At 73.8% G+C, this 17,366-nt stretch carries 9 protein-coding genes; 3 read left to right on the forward strand and 6 right to left on the reverse strand.

Annotated features, from left to right (window positions below):
* The first annotated feature begins 51 nt into the window (after positions 1 to 51).
* Positions 52 to 1,740, forward strand: coding sequence for a bifunctional 3'-5' exonuclease/DNA polymerase (locus tag ACIHEI_RS20570; RefSeq protein WP_396607606.1), 1,689 nt, complete (start codon positions 52 to 54; stop codon positions 1,738 to 1,740).
* Here ACIHEI_RS20570 and ACIHEI_RS20575 read toward each other — a convergent pair.
* Positions 1,722 to 2,870, reverse strand: coding sequence for a PP2C family protein-serine/threonine phosphatase (locus ACIHEI_RS20575; protein ID WP_396607607.1), 1,149 nt, complete (start codon positions 2,868 to 2,870; stop codon positions 1,722 to 1,724). The genes ACIHEI_RS20570 and ACIHEI_RS20575 overlap by 19 nt on opposite strands.
* 302 nt (positions 2,871 to 3,172) lie before the next feature.
* On the opposite strand from ACIHEI_RS20575, the gene ACIHEI_RS20580 reads away from it, so the two are divergent.
* Positions 3,173 to 3,391, forward strand: coding sequence for a heavy-metal-associated domain-containing protein (locus tag ACIHEI_RS20580; protein ID WP_392956907.1), 219 nt, complete (start codon positions 3,173 to 3,175; stop codon positions 3,389 to 3,391).
* A gap of 62 nt (positions 3,392 to 3,453) precedes the next feature.
* Positions 3,454 to 5,703, forward strand: a complete 2,250-nt coding sequence (locus tag ACIHEI_RS20585) for a heavy metal translocating P-type ATPase (RefSeq protein WP_396607608.1) — start codon at positions 3,454 to 3,456, stop codon at positions 5,701 to 5,703.
* A 39-nt stretch (positions 5,704 to 5,742) separates the two neighbouring features.
* Here the strand turns inward: ACIHEI_RS20585 and ACIHEI_RS20590 are convergent, their stop codons facing one another.
* From ACIHEI_RS20590 to ACIHEI_RS20610, 5 genes are all read right to left on the reverse strand, one after another.
* Positions 5,743 to 6,462, reverse strand: coding sequence for an SDR family NAD(P)-dependent oxidoreductase (locus ACIHEI_RS20590; protein WP_387646640.1), 720 nt, complete (start codon positions 6,460 to 6,462; stop codon positions 5,743 to 5,745).
* Between the two features lie 476 nt (positions 6,463 to 6,938).
* Complete coding sequence (locus ACIHEI_RS20595) at positions 6,939 to 8,228, reverse strand: citrate synthase (RefSeq protein ID WP_387646642.1); 1,290 nt, start codon at positions 8,226 to 8,228, stop codon at positions 6,939 to 6,941.
* Between the two features lie 184 nt (positions 8,229 to 8,412).
* A complete protein-coding gene (locus ACIHEI_RS20600; RefSeq protein ID WP_396607609.1) occupies positions 8,413 to 10,653 on the reverse strand; it encodes an ATP-dependent RecD-like DNA helicase in 2,241 nt (746 codons plus the stop codon).
* 195 nt (positions 10,654 to 10,848) lie between these two features.
* Positions 10,849 to 13,770: a hypothetical protein gene (locus ACIHEI_RS20605; protein WP_396607610.1), complete on the reverse strand. Its 2,922-nt coding sequence runs from the start codon at positions 13,768 to 13,770 to the stop codon at positions 10,849 to 10,851.
* The gene (locus ACIHEI_RS20610; protein WP_396607611.1) at positions 13,767 to 17,036 is read right to left on the reverse strand and encodes an ABC transporter permease; all 3,270 of its coding nucleotides are present in this window, start codon (positions 17,034 to 17,036) and stop codon (positions 13,767 to 13,769) included. Before ACIHEI_RS20610 ends, ACIHEI_RS20605 begins: the two co-directional genes overlap by 4 nt.
* Positions 17,037 to 17,366 lie beyond the last annotated feature (330 nt).

Consider the following 17,366-nt stretch of genomic DNA (forward strand, 5'->3'; position numbering starts at 1 on the left):
CAGCACGAAGCCGCAGCACGAAACCTGCCCGCCCCCGGAAGGAGCCGCCCCGTGCGATACGCCCTGGTGCCCGACCCGCACGGCCCGGGCGGGCGGCTGCGCCCGCTGGCCGAGGACGGTTCCCCGCTCGGCCCGGCCGAGCGGGTGCCGCGGCTGGCCGAGGCGGTCGCGGCGGTGGAGGCCGAGCACGCGCCGCGCTGGGTGTGGCCGACCGCCGACACCGCGTACGGCCCGCTGCTGGCCGCGCTGCCGGAGCGGGTGGCGCGCTGCCACGACCTGCGGTTGACGGAGGCGCTGCTGCTCGGCCGGGAGGGCCGGTTCGGTTCGCCGCGTTCGCTGGGCGCGGCGTGGGCGCGGCTGCGCGGGCTGCCGGTGCCGGCCGACCTGCCGGAGGGCGCGCTGCCCGACGAGGACGGCCTGTTCGCCCCGGACCGGCTGCAACTGCCGCCCGGCACCGATCCGTTGGAGGCCACGGTGGCCGTCCACGCGGAGCAGTTGCGGCGGCTCGCGGCGATCGCCGATCCGGCGGCCCGGTCCCGGTTCCGGCTGCTGGTGGCGGCCGAGTCGGCGGGGGCGCTGCTGGCCTGCGAGATGGCGTACGACGGGCTGCCGTGGCGCGCGGACGTGCACGACGCGCTGCTGACCGAGCTGCTGGGCCCGCGTCCGACCATTCCGGGCACGCTGCCCTCGAAGCTGTCCGATCTCGCCCTGGAGGTGCAGCAGGCGCTCGGCGCGAGGCCGTTCAACCTGGACTCGCACACCCAGGTGATCAAGGCGTTCGCCGATCGCGGCATCCAGTTGTCGTCCACCCGCTCGTGGGAGCTGAAGGCGGTCGACCACCCGGCGGCGGCCCTGATGGTCCGCTACAAGGAGCTGTCGCGGCTGCACGCCGCGCACGGCTGGGCCTGGCAGGCGGCGTGGGCGCGCGGCGGCCGGTTCCGCCCCGAGTACGTGGTGGGCGGCGTGGTCACCGGCCGCTGGGCGTCCCGGGGCGGCGGCGCGCTGCAGATCCCGCGCACCCTGCGCCGCGCCGTGGTCGCCGACCCGGGCTGGCTGCTGGTGGTCGCGGACGCCGCGCAGCTGGAGCCGCGGGTGCTGGCCGCGCTGTCCGGCGACCGCGGCCTGGCCCGCACCGCCGCCGGCGGCGACCTGTACGCGGCGCTCGCCGCGAGTGCCTTCCAGGGCGACCGGGAGAAGGCCAAGCTGGGCCTGCTGGGCGCGATGTACGGCCAGACGGGCGGCGGTATCGGCCCGCTGCTGAACACGCTGCGCCGCCGCTATCCGGACGCGATGGGCTACGTGGAGGCCGCGGCCCGCACCGGCGAGGACGGCGGCGTGGTCTCCTCCCGGCTGGGCCGGGTCTGCCCGCCGCCGTCGGCGGACTGGCTGGACCTCACCGAGGCCCCGGAGTCCGGCGAGGCGGGCGGCCGTTCGGCCCGCGCCCGGGGCCGTTTCACCCGCAACTTCGTCATCCAGGGCTCCGGCGCCGACTGGGCGCTGGCCCTGCTGGCGGCGCTGCGCCGCCGGCTGGCCGCGCTGCGTTCCGGCCCGGACCGCCCGCACCTGGTGTTCTTCCAGCACGACGAGGTGGTGGTGCACACCCCGGCCGACCTGGCGGACGCGGTGGCCGCCGAGGTCGCGGCGGCGGCCGACGAGGCGTCGGCCCTGGTGTTCGGCGACACCCCGGTCCGGTTCCCGCTCAGCACCGCCGTGGTCGACTGCTACGGCGACGCCAAGTGATCGGCCTGCGCCTCGCCGGGCCGGGTGATCAGCAGCAGCAGCGCGTCGTCGCCGAGTTCGCCGCCGGTGTGTTCCAGCAGGTCGCCGTAGAGGTGGGCGACGGCGGTGTCCAGCTCGGTCAGTGACCGCCAGCCGTCCTTGACCAGCGGGCCGACCCGTTCGGCCAGCGGGTAGAACGTTCCGGAGCGGCGGCCCTTGGCCTCGATCACGCCGTCGGTGCACAGCACCAGGACGTCCTGCGGGCCGAACGGGACGGTGATGGGGCGGGGTGCGCCGGCGGCGAGGTCGCCGAGGCCGAGCGGCAGCCACGGGTCGGTGTCCTCCAGCACCTCGGCGCGGCCGTCGGCGCCGACCCGGATCGGCGGAACGTGGCCGAGGTGCACCAGGTCGACGTGGCCGGCGGCGCGGAACTCGGCGAACAGCGCGGTGGTGAACTCCCCGTCGGCGACGTGCCGGTGCATGCTGGCCTCGATCCGGGCGGCGACGTCCGGCAGCCGCTCCTCGTCGTAGGCGGCCTCGCGGAACGCGCCGAGCACCACGGCGGCGGTCTGCACCGCGCCGAGCCCCTTGCCGCGGACGTCGCCGACCAGCACCCGGGTGCCGTGCGGGGTTTCCAGCACGGAGTACAGGTCGCCGCCGATCCGGGCGGCGTCCGCGGCGGAGACGTAGTGCACGGCCAGCCGCAGCGGCCCGACGACCGGGTCGGGCTGGCGAAGCAGCGCCCGCTGGGCGGCCTCCGCGACCGAGCTGACGGCCGCGAAGGCCTGGGCTCGTCGCATCCGCAGTTCGGCGACCCAGGCGCTGAACGCGCTCAGCACGATGTAGCTGATCGCCGCGCCGAACAGGAACCGGCTGTCGGACGGGGCGGTGACCCGGTCGTAGTAGCGGTTGAGGGCCAGCATCACCAGCAGGCCGAGCAGGCACATCCCGAGCAGTTCGCGCGGTGTGAGGGTGAGCGCGGCGACGGACGGCACGACGACCATCAGCGGCGCCAGGTAGGTGCTCGACCCGGCCAGCACGTCGGCCATCGTCACCAGGCCGATGGCCATCAGCGCGGGTGCGGAGCGGAGCAGCAGGGGGACGTCCTGCAGGTCTGCGAGCAACGCGGCCCGACGCCAGGAGGACGACACATCGCCGCTCCCGGTGGCCGGCGTCCGTTCCCGGCGTCGAGGTTGCACATTTCCGAACATATCGGACCGCCGTCCACCCCGCCCTTCCCGACCGGGCGGGCCTCGGCGGGCGGTCGGGCCGTTCGGCGCCACGGGTGGCGGCGGGCCGCCCGGCGTTACGGACGGGCGGCGGCCGCGGACTAGGCTCGGGTTCGGGCCGCTGGTTGCTCCGGCCGAAGAAAACGCCGGTCACCCCTGGAAGGAATACCCCTGGGGGGTATGCTGTTCCTGTCGGTACAAGCGCGAGCGTCCCGGAGGTTTCCATGTCCAGCACCGTCACCTACAACGTCAGCGGCATGAGCTGCGGCCACTGCGAGAAGGCCATCAACGGCGAGGTCTCCGTCCTTGCGGGCGTCACCGCGGTCTCCTCCGACTCCAAGGCCGGCACCGTCACCGTGACCGCCGAGTCCCCGGTCAGCGACGAGCAGATCGCCGCCGCCGTGGACGAGGCCGGCTACGAGCTGGTCGGCCGGGCCGCCTGACCCGCCGCCGGGGGTGGGCCGCGTAGCCCGCCCCCGCGCCGCCGCCGAGAAAGAACGAGCCGATGAGCACCACCACCGATCCCGCCGCCCCCGCCGGGCCCCGGGAGCGCGTCGAACTGGCGATCGGCGGTATGACCTGCGCGTCCTGCGCCGCCCGGATCGAGAAGAAGCTGAACCGGATCGACGGCGTCGAGGCCAGCGTCAACTTCGCGACCGAGAAGGCCCGGGTGGACTTCGGCCCCGGCACCAGCGTCGCCGACCTGATCGCCACCGTGGAGAAGACCGGCTACACCGCCGAACTCCCGCCGGCCCCCGAGCCCGAGCCGGACGCCCCCGCGCCGGAGCCCGACCCCCTGCGCGAACGGCTGCTGATCAGCGCCGTGCTCAGCCTCCCGGTGGTGCTGCTCTCGATGGTCCCGGCCCTCCAGTTCGACAACTGGCAGTGGCTGTCCTTCGCCCTCACCGGCCCCGTCGTCGTCTACGGCGGATGGCCGTTCCACCGCGCCGCCTGGACCAACGCCAAGCACGGCGCCGCCACCATGGACACCCTGGTCTCGCTCGGCACCCTGGCCGCCTTCGGCTGGTCGGTGTGGGCGCTGTTCTGGGGGCACGCCGGGATGCCCGGCATGCGGCACTCCTTCGCCTTCACCGTCGACCGCACCGCCGCCTCCTCCACCCTGTACCTGGAGACCGCCGCCGCCGTCACCACCCTGATCCTGCTCGGCCGCTGGCTGGAGGCCCGCTCCAAGCGCCGCGCCGGCGCCGCCCTGCACGCCCTGCTCGACCTCGGCGCCAAGGACGTGACGGTGCTGCGCGGCGGCCGCGAGACCCGCGTCCCGATCGACCGGCTCGCGGTCGGCGACCGGTTCGTGGTCCGTCCCGGCGAGAAGATCGCCACCGACGGCACCGTGGTCGAGGGCAGCTCCGCCGTGGACGCCTCGATGCTGACCGGCGAGTCCGTGCCCGTCGAGGTCGCCGTCGGCGACCTCGTCACCGGCGCGACCGTCAACGCCGGCGGCCGGCTGGTGGTCGAAGCCACCCGGGTCGGCGCGGACACCCAGCTCGCCCGGATGGCCAAGCTCGTCGAGGACGCGCAGAACGGCAAGGCCGCAGCCCAGCGCCTCGCCGACCGGATCTCCGCCGTCTTCGTGCCCGCCGTCATCCTGATCGCCCTCGCCACCCTGATCGGGTGGCTGCTGGTCACCGACAGCCCCACCGAGGCGTTCACCGCCGCCGTCGCGGTCCTGATCATCGCCTGCCCCTGCGCCCTCGGCCTGGCCACCCCGACCGCCCTGATGGTCGGCACCGGCCGCGGCGCCCAGCTCGGCATCCTGATCAAGGGCCCCGAGGTCCTGGAGAACACCCGCAAGGTCGACACCGTCGTCCTCGACAAGACCGGCACCGTCACCACCGGCCGCATGACCCTCACCGCCGTCCACACCGCCGAGGGCACCACCGAGGACGAGGCGCTGCGGCTGGCCGGCGCCCTGGAGCACGCCTCCGAGCACCCCATCGCCCAGGCCGTCGCCGCCGCCGCGCAGGAGAAGTTCGGCGAGCTGAAGCCGGTCGAGAGCTTCGAGAACGTCCCCGGCCTGGGCGTGCGGGGCACCGTCGAGGGCCACCAGGTGCTGGCCGGACGCGCCGCGCTGCTCGCCGGCACCCCCCTGCCGCCCGCCCTCGCCGACACCAGGGCCGCCGCCGAACGGGCCGGCCGCACCGCCGTCACCGTCGCCTGGGACGGCGCGGCGCGCGCCGTGCTGGAGGTGGCGGACGCGGTGAAGCCGACCAGCGCGGAGGCGATCGCCGAACTGCGGGCGCTGGGCCTGCGTCCGGTGCTGCTGACCGGCGACAACAGGCTGGTGGCCGAATCGGTGGCGGCCGAGGTCGGCATCCCCACCGAGGACGTGATCGCCGAGGTGCTGCCCGCGGACAAGGTCGCCACCGTCCGCCGCCTTCAGGCCGAAGGACGCACCGTGGCCATGGTCGGCGACGGCGTCAACGACGCGGCCGCCCTCGCCCAGGCCGACCTGGGCCTGGCCATCGGCACCGGCACCGACGCCGCCATCGAGGCCGCCGACCTGACCCTGGTCCGCGGCGACCTCCGCTCCGCGGCGGACGCGATCCGGCTCTCCCGCCGGACCCTCGCCACCATCAAGGGCAACCTGTTCTGGGCCTTCGCCTACAACGTCGCCGCCCTGCCGCTGGCCGCCACCGGCCTGCTCAACCCGATGATCGCGGGCGCCGCGATGGCCTTCTCCTCGGTCTTCGTGGTCACCAACAGCCTGCGTCTGCGCCGCTTCCAGCCGGCCTGAGCACCGGCCTGAGCACCGGCCTGAGCACCGGCCGCCCGGTCAACGGCCGAGCAGTTCACCGCCGTTGCAGTGCAGGATCTCGCCGGTGATGAACCCGGCCTCCTCGGAGGCGAGGAAGCACACGGCGGCGGCGACCTCGCCGGACTCGCCGATCCGGCCGAGCAGAGTGCGCGCCGAGCGGCGGGCGACCTCCGCCTCGTCCAGGCGCGGCCCGAAGAACTCGGTGCCCGCCACCGTGCCGGGCGCCACGATGTTGGCGGTGATCCCGGACGGACCGAGCTGGGCGGCCAGAAAGTTGTTCCAGGCGTGCAGCGAGGCCTTCGCCGCCCCGTACGAGCCGGCGCCGCGCAGCGCGGCGATCGAGGAGACGGTGATGACCCGGCCGGAGCCGGGGGTGAGCCGGTCACGGACGGACTCGGTGAGCAGCACGGCGGTGAGCACGTTGCGTTCGAAGTCGCCGCGCCAGCGGGCCAGTACGGCGTGCGGGCCGGCGCCGAACACCGTCTCCCGGCTGCCGGCGTTGTTGACCAGCACGTCGATCCGGGCGGGCAGTTCGGCCAGGGCGGCCTCCACGGCGTCCGGGTCGGCGAGGTCGCACACCAACGGGGTGACGTTGGGGCCGAGTTCGGCGGCGGCGTGGTCGAGGACGCCGGGACGGCGGCCGACGATCACCACCTGCTCGCCGGCCTCGGCGAAGCGCCGGGCCACCTCGAGGCCGATGCCGGTTCCTCCACCGGTGACAACAACGTTCCTGGCCATAGCGGACTCCCTCCCTGACCGTTCACCGCTCAGCGGATGGCAGGCGGTCCGTACCGGATTGCCACGATTCCTATCACGCTGGGTTGCGGTGTCTGCGGGGTGGGTGACGTCGCGCGCTCACCGTGCGGTGTGATATGCGCTCCGCCGTCCGGGTGCGCGGATGCACACGGAGAGTGGAGAGAGGCAACTCACACCCCCCTGGCGTAACTCTGCGCCCCCTGTTACGTCTTACCTTTTGTAGAGCGGGGCTCCGGCGGGCCCCGGACGGTCGTCGATTCGTCGACGGCCCTCGCGCACGGCGCCGGGCCGGATCCGGGAGCCCGGGGATTGCTTTGAGCGGCCGTTCCCCACCCGGGGTCCGTCCCGGGCGCCGTGCGCCCCAACAACCAGCACCACGGCATCGAAAAAGGGGCCCGGCCCCCGCCTCCCTCATCGGGAGGCCGGGGGCCGGGCCCCTTCGTTCGGTCGCGGCTCGCTCAGCGGCCGTCGAGCGGCACGTAGTCGCGGATCTCGACGCCGGTGTAGATCTGCCGCGGGCGGCCGATCCGGCTGGTCGGGTCCTTGATCATCTCGTGCCAGTGGGCGATCCAGCCGGGCAGCCGGCCGAGCGCGAACAGCACGGTGAACATGCTGGTCGGGAAGCCCATCGCGCGGTAGATCAGACCCGTGTAGAAGTCCACGTTCGGGTAGAGGCGACGCGAGACGAAGAAGTCGTCCTTGAGCGCGTGCTCCTCCAGCTTGAGGGCGATCTCCAGCAGCTCGTCGGACTTGCCGAGCTGGGCCAGCACCTCGTGGGCGAGCACCTTGACCTGCGCGGCGCGCGGGTCGAACGCCTTGTAGACGCGGTGGCCGAAGCCCATCAGCTTGACGCCGTCCTCGCGGTTCTTCACCTTGCGGATGAAGGCGTCGACGTCGCCGCCGTCGTTCTTGATCTGCTCCAGCATCTCCAGCACGGCCTGGTTGGCGCCGCCGTGCAGCGGGCCCCAGAGCGCCGAGATGCCCGCCGAGATCGAGGCGAACAGGTTGGCGTGCGAGGAGCCGACCAGGCGCACCGTCGAGGTGGAGCAGTTCTGCTCGTGGTCGGCGTGCAGGATGAGCAGCTTGTCCAGGGCGTTGACCACGACCGGGTTCAGCTCGTAGTCCTCGGCCGGAACGGCGAAGGTCATCCGCAGGAAGTTCTCGACGTAGCCGAGGTCGTTGCGCGGGTAGACGAAGGGCTGGCCCATCGCCTTCTTGTACGCGTACGCCGCGATCGTCGGCAGCTTCGCCAGCAGGCGCACCGTCGACAGGTGGCGCTGGTCCGCGTCGAACGGGTTGTGGCTCTCCGGGTAGAAGGTGGAGAGCGCGCCGACCACCGAGGACAGCATCGCCATCGGGTGGGCGTCCCGCGGGAAGCCCTGGAAGAAGCGCTTGACGTCCTCGTGCAGCAGGGTGTGCTGGGTGATCTCGTTGCTGAACGTCGCCAACTCGCCCGCGTTCGGCAGCTCGCCGTTGATCAGCAGGTAGGCGGTCTCGATGAAGTTGGCCTCTCCGGCCAGCTGCTCGATCGGATAGCCGCGGTAGCGCAGGATGCCGGCGTCACCGTCAATGAAGGTGATCGCGGACTTGTTGGCGGCGGTGTTGCCGAAACCGTTGTCCAGGGTGACCAGGCCGGTCTGCGGAAGCAGCTTCGAGATGTCGAAGCCGGCGTTGCCCGCAGTGCTCTCGACGACGGGGTACTCGTACTCGCCGTCCTGGTACCGCAGTACTACCGATTTGTCGCTCACGTCTTCCTCACCGACGAAATTGATCCTCATCCGACTGCCCTGACTGTCTCAACGATCCCCCATCCGAAGGACGGCCGCGCACCGGGGGTGACCCGGGAAAGGACCAGGGCCTACAAACTCTGCTGCCGCAGCCGGTGTGAACCGGACAAGATCGGCACCAGACCAGGTTCCGCCCTAAATCTCTTCACGTCAAGACAACCTCTGCCCGTACCGTACCCCCTGAACCACGCCCCGAGGCCAATCTGTGGTCCAGCGCGGAGTGCCGCCGCCCGGCGCTCACCGCCCGCACCGCCTGCCCGATCGCCTTCCGCGACCCCACCAGGACCACCAGCTTCTTCGCCCGCGTCACCGCGGTGTACAGCAGATTGCGCTGAAGCATCGGCCACGCCGACATCGTGACGGGAATCACCACCGCCGGGTACTCGCTGCCCTGAGAACGGTGGATCGTCACCGCGTACGCGTGCGCCAACTCGTCGAGTTCGTCGAAGTCGTACGGGATCTCCTCGTCCTCGTCGGTCATCACCGTCAGCCGCTGATCGTCCACACTGAGCGAGGTCACGACGCCCACTGTGCCGTTGAAGACGCCGCTGCGCCCCTTGTCGTAGTTGTTCCGGATCTGCGTCACCTTGTCGCCGACCCGGAACGTCCGCCCGCCGAAACGCCGTTCGGGCAGGCCCTCGCGGGCCGGCGTGACCGCCGACTGGAGCAGCGTGTTCAGCGCGCCCGCCCCCGCCGGGCCGCGGTGCATCGGTGCCAGCACCTGGACGTCGCGCCGCGGGTCCAGACCGAAGCGCTGCGGGATGCGGCGGGCCACCACGTCCACCGTCAGGCCCGCCGCGCGCTCCGTGTCGTCCTCCGCGAACAGGAAGAAGTCCGGCAGGCCGTCGGTCAGCGGCGGCAGGCCCTCGTTGATCCGGTGCGCGTTCACCACCACACCCGACTGCTGGGCCTGCCGGAAGATCCGGGTCAGCCGCACCGACGGGATAGGGCTGCCAGGCGACAGGAGGTCACGCAGCACCTCGCCCGCACCCACCGACGGCAGCTGGTCCACGTCCCCCACGAACAGCAGGTGCGCACCCGGCGCGACCGCCTTGACCAGCTTGTTCGCCAGGATCAGATCCAGCATCGACGCCTCGTCCACCACCACCAGGTCCGCGTCCAACGGCCGGTCCCGGTCGTACGCGGCGTCCCCGCCCGGCTTCAGCTCCAACAACCGGTGCACGGTGGACGCCTCCGCGCCGGTCAGCTCCGCCAGCCGCTTCGCCGCCCGCCCCGTCGGCGCCGCCAGCACCACCTTCGCCCGCTTCGCCAGCGCCAACTGCACGATCGACTTCACCGTGAACGACTTGCCGCAGCCCGGCCCGCCGGTCAGCACCGCGACCCGCTCGGTCAGCGCCAGCCGCACCGACTGCTCCTGCTCCGGGGCGAGCTCCGCACCCGTCCGCTTCGCCAGCCAGCCCAGCGCGGCCGGCCAGTCCACCCCCTGGAACCACGGCAGCCGGTCCTCCTCGGCCCGCAACAGCCGCAGCAACTGGCCCGCCAGCGAGATCTCCGCCCGGTGGAACGGCACCAGATACACCGCGGTGACCTCCAGACCGTCCCCGCCCGGCAGCCGCTCGCGCACCACACCCTCCGCCGCGACCAGCTCCGCCAGGCAGTCGATCACCAGCCCCACATCCACCTGCAGCAGCTTCACCCCGTCCGCGATCAGCCGCTCCTCCGGCAGATAACAGTGCCCCTGGTCGGTGGACTGCGACAGCGCGTACTGCAGGCCCGCCTTCACCCGCTCCGGCGAATCGTGCGGAATACCCACCGCCTGCGCGATCCGGTCCGCCGTCAGGAACCCGATGCCCCACACATCCGCCGCCAGCCGGTACGGCTGGTTCTTCACCACCCCGATCGACGCGTCCGCGTACTGCTTGTAGATCCGCACCGCCAACGATGTCGACACCCCGACGCTCTGCAGGAAGACCATCACCTCCTTGATGGACTTCTGCTCCTCCCACGCCTTGGCGATCATCTTCGTCCGCTTCGGCCCCAGCCCCGGCACCTCGATCAGCCGCTTCGGCTCGTTCTCGATCACCTCCAGGGTCTCCACCCCGAAGCGCTCCACGATCCGCTCCGCGAACCGCGGCCCGATCCCCTTGATCAACCCCGAACCCAAGTACCGCTGAATGCCCTGCACGGTGGCCGGCAGCACCGTCGTGTAGTTCTCCACCGTGAACTGCCGCCCGTACTGCGGATGCGACCCCCACCGCCCGAACAACCGCAGGCTCTCCCCCACCTGCGCCCCGAGCAGCGCCCCCACCACCGTCAACAGATCATTCGCCCCACGCCCGGTGTCCACCCGCGCCACCGTGTACCCCGTGTCCTCATTGGCGTACGTGACCCGCTCCAGGACCCCCTCCACCTGCGCCAACTGCAACGGACACCTCACCCACAATCAGGACACATCGCACCGATGAACCTACCGCGCCCCACTGACACCCCTAACTCTCGCGCCCCATCAGGGGCGCTGGGGTCCCCCCAGCGAAGCGAGGGGGCGAACTGCGCGGCCAAGCACGACGGGGCCGCACGCCGACGACGCACGACCCCGTTGCACTGTCCGTTCTTGAACCGGTTACTGCGCTCCTTCACCGAGCCGAAGCAGTTGCGGGACCCGCCGCCGCCCCGTCACCCCCTCCAGCGCCGCCGCACACGGCACCAGCACCAGCAGCGCCAGAGCGGCAGCAGCTATCGTCAGCCAGTCCGGAGCGAACGCCGGCGCCCCCGGCCCCGCCGTGAACGCCCGCAGTTCCAGCGCCGGCCCGAGCAGCCACGGCAGCCCCAGGCCGAGCACCGTGCCGCCGACCACCGCCGCCGCCATCACCGGGAGCAGCTGCACCAGTTGGACGCCCGCCGCAGAGCGCCCGTCCAGCCCCAGCGTCCGCAGGTACGCGAGCATCCGCCCGCGCTCCGCCGAGCCGAGCAGCAGCTCCAGGACCACCGCCGCCAGCCCGAGCAGCAGCCCGATCGCCGCCGCCGTCCGGAACGCCAACTCCAGCGCCGACACCAGCCCGTCGTCCGCGGACTCCCTCAACTGCCCTGCCAGGTCGCGGACTTCCACCGGCGCCCCACGCAGCACCGCACCGCCGGCCGCCCCTGCGCCACCCGCGCCCCCGGTCGCCGCCGAGGCCGCGACCACGGCCCGCAGCCGGGCCCCGTCGATCCGCTGCGCACCGGCCGGCGAGCCGGGCCGGCCGGGCTCGGCGAACAGCACCGCGGCGTTGCGCTGCCCGGTCTGCCGGGGCAGCCGGTCCGCGGCGGGCCCGCCGAACACCAGCAGCGGGCCGGTGGCGACGTCGCCGACCACCGGGCCGATCGCCCGGTCCCGGTCCGCCCCGGCGGGCAGCACGCCGACGATCCGGACCCGGAACCTGGTCGCCCCGGCGTCCGCGTCGAACGACCCCTCGGGGTAGCGCGCGGCGGTCTTCGCGTCGGCCAGCGCGGGCAGTTCCGCGCCCGCGGCGAGCGGTGCGGACAGGGCGGCGCCGGACAGCGCCGCCGCCACCGGGGAGCCCGGCTCCACCGCCTCCAGCGCCGTCCGGTCGACGCCGACCAGGCCGACGCCCTTGACCACCGAGCCGTCCTCGTCGGCGGTCAGCACGGCCACCCCGCCGCGTACCGGCAGCACCCCGCCGACACCCGGCACCTTCGCCAACTCCTCAAGTGGCAACGGGCGTTGCGACGGCCCGAGGACCACCGCGTCCCCGCCGGTGCGCCACTCGGCGGCCTCCACCCGGCCCTGCCGCACCGTCCCGGACACCAGTGCGCCGAACACCGCGCAGGCCAGCGCGGGCACCAGCACCAGCAGTGCCGTCGCCGCCGCCGCGGAACGCCGCCCGGCCTGCGACAGGCCGACCAGCGCGACCGTGCCGCGCCGCCGCCGCGCCCAGCCGGTCAGCACCCGCAGCGGCACCGGGTACACCCGCAGCACCACGACCACCGCCGCCAGGCCCAACACCACCGGCACCAGGGCCAGTTGAGGATCCGGGTCGGTCGCCGCCGCGGACACCGCGCCGCGCAGCCGCAGCTGCAGCACGCCCGCCGCCGCCAGCGCCAGCACCGTGCCCTCCACCACGACCCGCGCCGACAGGCCCAACGCCCGCTTCAGGCCCCGCCGCTGCACCGGCTCCCGGCCCGCCCGGCGGACCGCCCGACCCTGCCACCACACCGCCACCGCGGGCGCGCCCGCCACCAGCAGGGCCGCCAGCAGCGCCGGCCACCACGCACCGAGCGGCCGCTCCCCCGCCAGCGACCGGGACGCCAGCCGGCCGGCCAACACCCCTACCAGGACCGCAGGAACGGCCTCCAGGGCTCGCACCGCCGCCAGCGCGATCTCACCCGCCCCACGCGCCCGCTGGAGCGTCAGCGCCGCCTCCCGGCGCCGCGCGCCCAGCCTGGCCGCCGCCACCGCCGTGGACACCCCGATCGCCAACAGCCCGGCCAGCGCGAAGGATTGCAGCGACACCGTCCGGGCCCGCTGCTCCGCGAACCGGTCCATCAGCACCGACAGCCGCTCCTGCACCTGCGGCGGCGACACCGTCCGCACCCCCGCCGGGCACGGCAGCGAATCCGAGACGATCTCGCCGCACACCCGGTCCACCGCCGACCTGGTGAACCCCTTTGCCCCGACTGCCAGTTCACGCGTACCCGCGGCCGTGCCACCGGTCCCCCAGGGCTGCTGCGCCGCCTGGAACGCCCAGGTCGCCGACACCGACAGCGACCCGCGCGCCTCCAACGCCTCCAGCCCCGCCGGAGCCACCAGCGCCTGCCCGTACCGGACGTACCCGTTCGGCTCCGGCGCGTACAACGGCGAGTTCAGCAACGGGAGTTCACGCCAGAGGTCGTCCGCGCCGTCGAGCGGCTCGAACTCGCCGACCACCACCGCCTCGGTGGCCTCCGTCTGCCCCTCCAGCTTCACCCGCTGCCCGACCCTCAGCCCGAACTGCTCCAACCCCTGGCGGGACATCCCCAGTTCGACCGGAGCCTCCTTCGCCCCGTCCGGCTGCGCCGGCGCCCGGCCCGCCGTCCAGCGCACCCGGTCCGCCGCGTCCTGCGCGTACGCCAGCGACACCGACGTGCCACTGTCGTCCGGCTCGGGCACTCCCGCTCCCGACAGCTTCATGCCCTCGCTCTGCGCCCAGCCCGACACCCGCACCAGGGTGTGCGCCAACTCCCCCGACGCCCCCTGCCGCAGGGTCTCCCCGACCCGGGTCAGGTCACTGTCCAACGAGCCGAACTGCGGCGCCGTGGAACTGCCGTAGAAGTTCCGCGGCGCCTTCAGCGACGCCCGCGCCATCACCAGCGGCCCGTCCACCTGCGCCACCGTCAGCCGACGGCTCAGCTCCTTCGTCGCCAGGCCGTCGAACACCGGCGGCCACAGCAGCGACGCCACCGTCAGCACCACCGCCAGCGCCGTCAGCACCACCAGCACCGGCCACCCCGTCCGGGCCTCCCGCAGCGCCGGACGCCACCCACCGAACCCGCCGAGGCCCCTCATCCGCTCTCCCCCGCCCGCAGCTCACGCGCCAGATCCACCCGCGCCAACATCCGCGACAGCACCAGCACCACCGTGCCGACCCCCAGGCCGGTCGCCAACACCACCGCCGCCGTCCAGCCCCAGCCCACCGTCAACTCCATGGACGGGAACACCGCTCGGCCGCTCCCGTCGACCACGATCAACGGCAGCACCACCGCCGCCAGCGCGACACCCAGCGCCCCGCCCAGCAGCACCGAGAAACCCACCACGGCCAACTGCTCCAGCCGCAGCACGCCCGCCAACTGCCGGCGCCGCACCCCGATCGCCCGCAGCACCGCGAACTCCCGGCGCCTCGAGCGCGCCGAACCCACCGCGTGCACCGTGAACCCGGCCACCGCGAACACCGGCGACAGCGCCAACGACAGCACCAGCGCACTGCGCCGGCCCGAGCGGAACGGATCCGCCGCCAACGCCGCCGCCCGCGACCGGACGCTCTCCACCCGGCCCAGCCGCGGATCCGCCGCGATCACCCGCTCCGCCTGCTCCGCGCCGGCCCTCGACTGCGCCGCCAGCAGCCACGACCCGTCCGTCACCGGCGGCAGCCCCAGCCCCGACCGCGCCGCCGACAACGCCGGCAGATCCACCAGCACCTGCGCCTTGTCACGGTCCCCGCCGCCCGGCAGCTCGGGCAGCACCCCGACGATCCGCAGCCCGAACAGGTCCTCCGGGCCACCCATCAGCCGCACCTCGCCACCGATCCCGAACCGGATCTTCCGCGCGAACGCCTCGTTCACCAGCGCCGGCACCAGGTACCCCGTCACCGGCATCCCCTGCACCCGCTTCGGCGTCCCCGACGGCAGCAGTCCGAACGACACCCCGTCCAAGGCCTCCCCCTGCGTCGGATCCGCCCCGCGCACCACCGCCGCCAGCAGCCCGCCCTCGGGCTTCGACACCTCGCACACCCCCGCCTCGACCCGCCGGTCCCCCAGATCCGTCACGCCCGGGCACCCCATGCCCGCCACCCGAACGTCCCCGCGCGTGACGTTCACCCAGCTCGCGCCAGGCGGCACGCTCGCCCTCTCGACCGCCGACACCGCCAGCCGGAGCGTCGCCCGCGGGAAACCCCGCGCCGCACTCCGCACCCCCAACTGCGTGACCTGCAGCGGATAGTGCAACGTCCCCGACGCCAACGGCAGCGACACCGACCGGGCCACCCCGTCCGCCGTCAGCTCCGCCTGCACCTGCGTCACCAGGCCACTCGCGTCCTCCACCTGCGCGACCAGCCACACCTGGCCCACCCGGTCCGCCGCCGACACCGCCGCCCGCACCTTCAGCTCCGACGGGCGTCCCTCCAGCGGCATCCCGTGCACCGGCACCTCGTCGTCCCGCAGCAACGCCAACTGGGCGGCCAGCGCGCCCTGTTCGAGATCCGCCCGGACCGCCGGAACCGCATGCGTCCAGGCCCCCGGCGCCGTCCGCTCCGACGTCGCCACCGGCCCCACCGCCGCCGTGTCCACCGCCAGCACCGAAACCTGCGCCCCCTGGATCTGGCCCGACACCGAAGCCACCGGCGTCACCGCCGCCACCCCCGGCACCGCCGACAGCGCCGCCAGCCGCGCCCCCGCCGGAAGCTCACCACCCGTCACCCGCAGGTCCGCCCCCAGCTCGAACGCCGCCCGGTCCCGGTCGCTCGGCCCCTCACCCGCGATCGCCGTCGTCGTCAACGCCCCGACCGCCAACGCCAACGCCATCAACAGCACCGGCGCCGCCTGACCCGCCCGGCCCCGACTCACCTGCCAACCGCTGAGCGGAGCCACCAGACCCCGCCCACGCCGCGCCAACGCCTCCAACCCCCGACCCAGCGGCGGCAACAAGCGCAACAGCAGCAACGCCGCCGCCACCGTCATCACCACCGGCGCCGCCACCAGCACCGGATCGAACCCGACCGCACTCGACGCCGGGCTCAACAGCCCCTGGTACTGCCGCAGTTGCAGATACGCCAGGACCGCCACCGCCGCCAGCACCAGGTCCGCCCCGGCCCGCTGCGCCACCGCCCGCCGGGCACTGCGCGACGGCGTCTCCCGCTCGCCGCCGTCCGCCGTCCACAGCACCGGCAGCAGCGCCGCACACCCGTGCAGCACCAACGCCACCCCGGCCACCGCCCAGGCCGCCGCGCCCGTCGCCTCCGCGGCCGCCCCGTCCACCGGCAGCCCCAGCCGCTCCAGCAACCGCAGCAACGGCCCCGCGACCCACACCCCCAGCAGCGCCGCCGGCACCGTGCACAGCGCCCACTCCACCGCCGCGGCACCCAACAGCCGGACCCGACCCGCGCCGCGCGCCAGCTGCAACAGCAGCTCCGCCCTTCGGAAATCCGTCAATTGACGTGCCGTCAGCACCATCGTCACCGCCGACAGCACCGCCAGCATCGTCACCGGCACCAGCATCCCCGACCGCGCCACCATCATCGGCGACCGCAGATCGTTCAACACCGCCGACAGATCGCTCGACGCCCGCAACCCCTGCAGCGACGGGTTCGCGCCCCGGAACACCGCCCGGTTCACATCACCGCCCGTCAGCCGCTCCACCCGGTCCCGCAGCAGCCCCAGCCCCTCCGGCCGCACCTGCCCCGGCTCCGGCACCGCCGTCCACTGCACGTCCACCTGGTCGTGCAGCAGCGGATGCGTCCGCAGCAACTCCTGCGACGCCAGCACCAGGCGCTCCGGCGACTCCACCGCGGACGTCGCACCCCACGCCCGCCACAGCCGCGCCGCCCCCGGCAGCTCCCGGTACACCCCGCTCACCGTCAGCGACAAGGTCCCGCCGGCCGGCAGCGCCAACGGCAACCTCGCCCCCGTCGACACCCCCAGCAGACGCGCCGCCGTCTCCGACACCGCCACCTGCTCAAGCCCGATCGGCCAGGCCCCCTGCGCCAACTCCGCCACCCGCTGCGGCTCCGTCACCGCCAGCGGCGCCATCGCCAACCCCAGCGGCGACGAGTCCGCCCCCGCCACCTTCGGCAGCGGCGTCCGCAACGGCATCGCCCCGTGCAGCGCCTCTTCGATCTCCGCCGGCATCCCCGGCAACGCCCGGTGCAACGCCGCCCGCACCTGCGCATCCGCCGCCGTGTCCCCGCCCTCGGCATACCGCCCCGACAGCGACACCGAGAACCGCGAATCCGCCGCCAACCGGTGCCGCATCCCCTGCGTCACCGAACTCCCCGTCAGTGCCGTCAGCGCGGTCAACACCGCCACCGCCACCAGCACCGTCACCGCAGCAGCTCCCAGCACCACCCCGTGCTGCCCCGCCCGCCGAACCCCCGCGGGCGAACCCCACCCATCCGCTCCCATTCCCCCGAAGCCCTCCCGCCCGCCGATGGTCTGGACCAATCTCGATGACGGGCAGTCTGCCGCCAAGCCCCGGCCCAGACAACAGCCCACCGATCACAGACCGGACTCGTTCCACCCGCCCGCCCCCGAGAGGCGCCCGGAAATGCCCAGGAAACGCGAAAAAGCCCCCCGCCAAAAGGCGGGGGGCTTTCCCTGAATGATTGTTCGGCGGCGTCCTACTCTCCCACAGGGTCCCCCCTGCAGTACCATCGGCGCTGTGAGGCTTAGCTT

Origin of the sequence: Kitasatospora sp. NPDC051984 (assembly GCF_044593455.1) — a bacterium.
Classification (GTDB): domain Bacteria; phylum Actinomycetota; class Actinomycetes; order Streptomycetales; family Streptomycetaceae; genus Kitasatospora.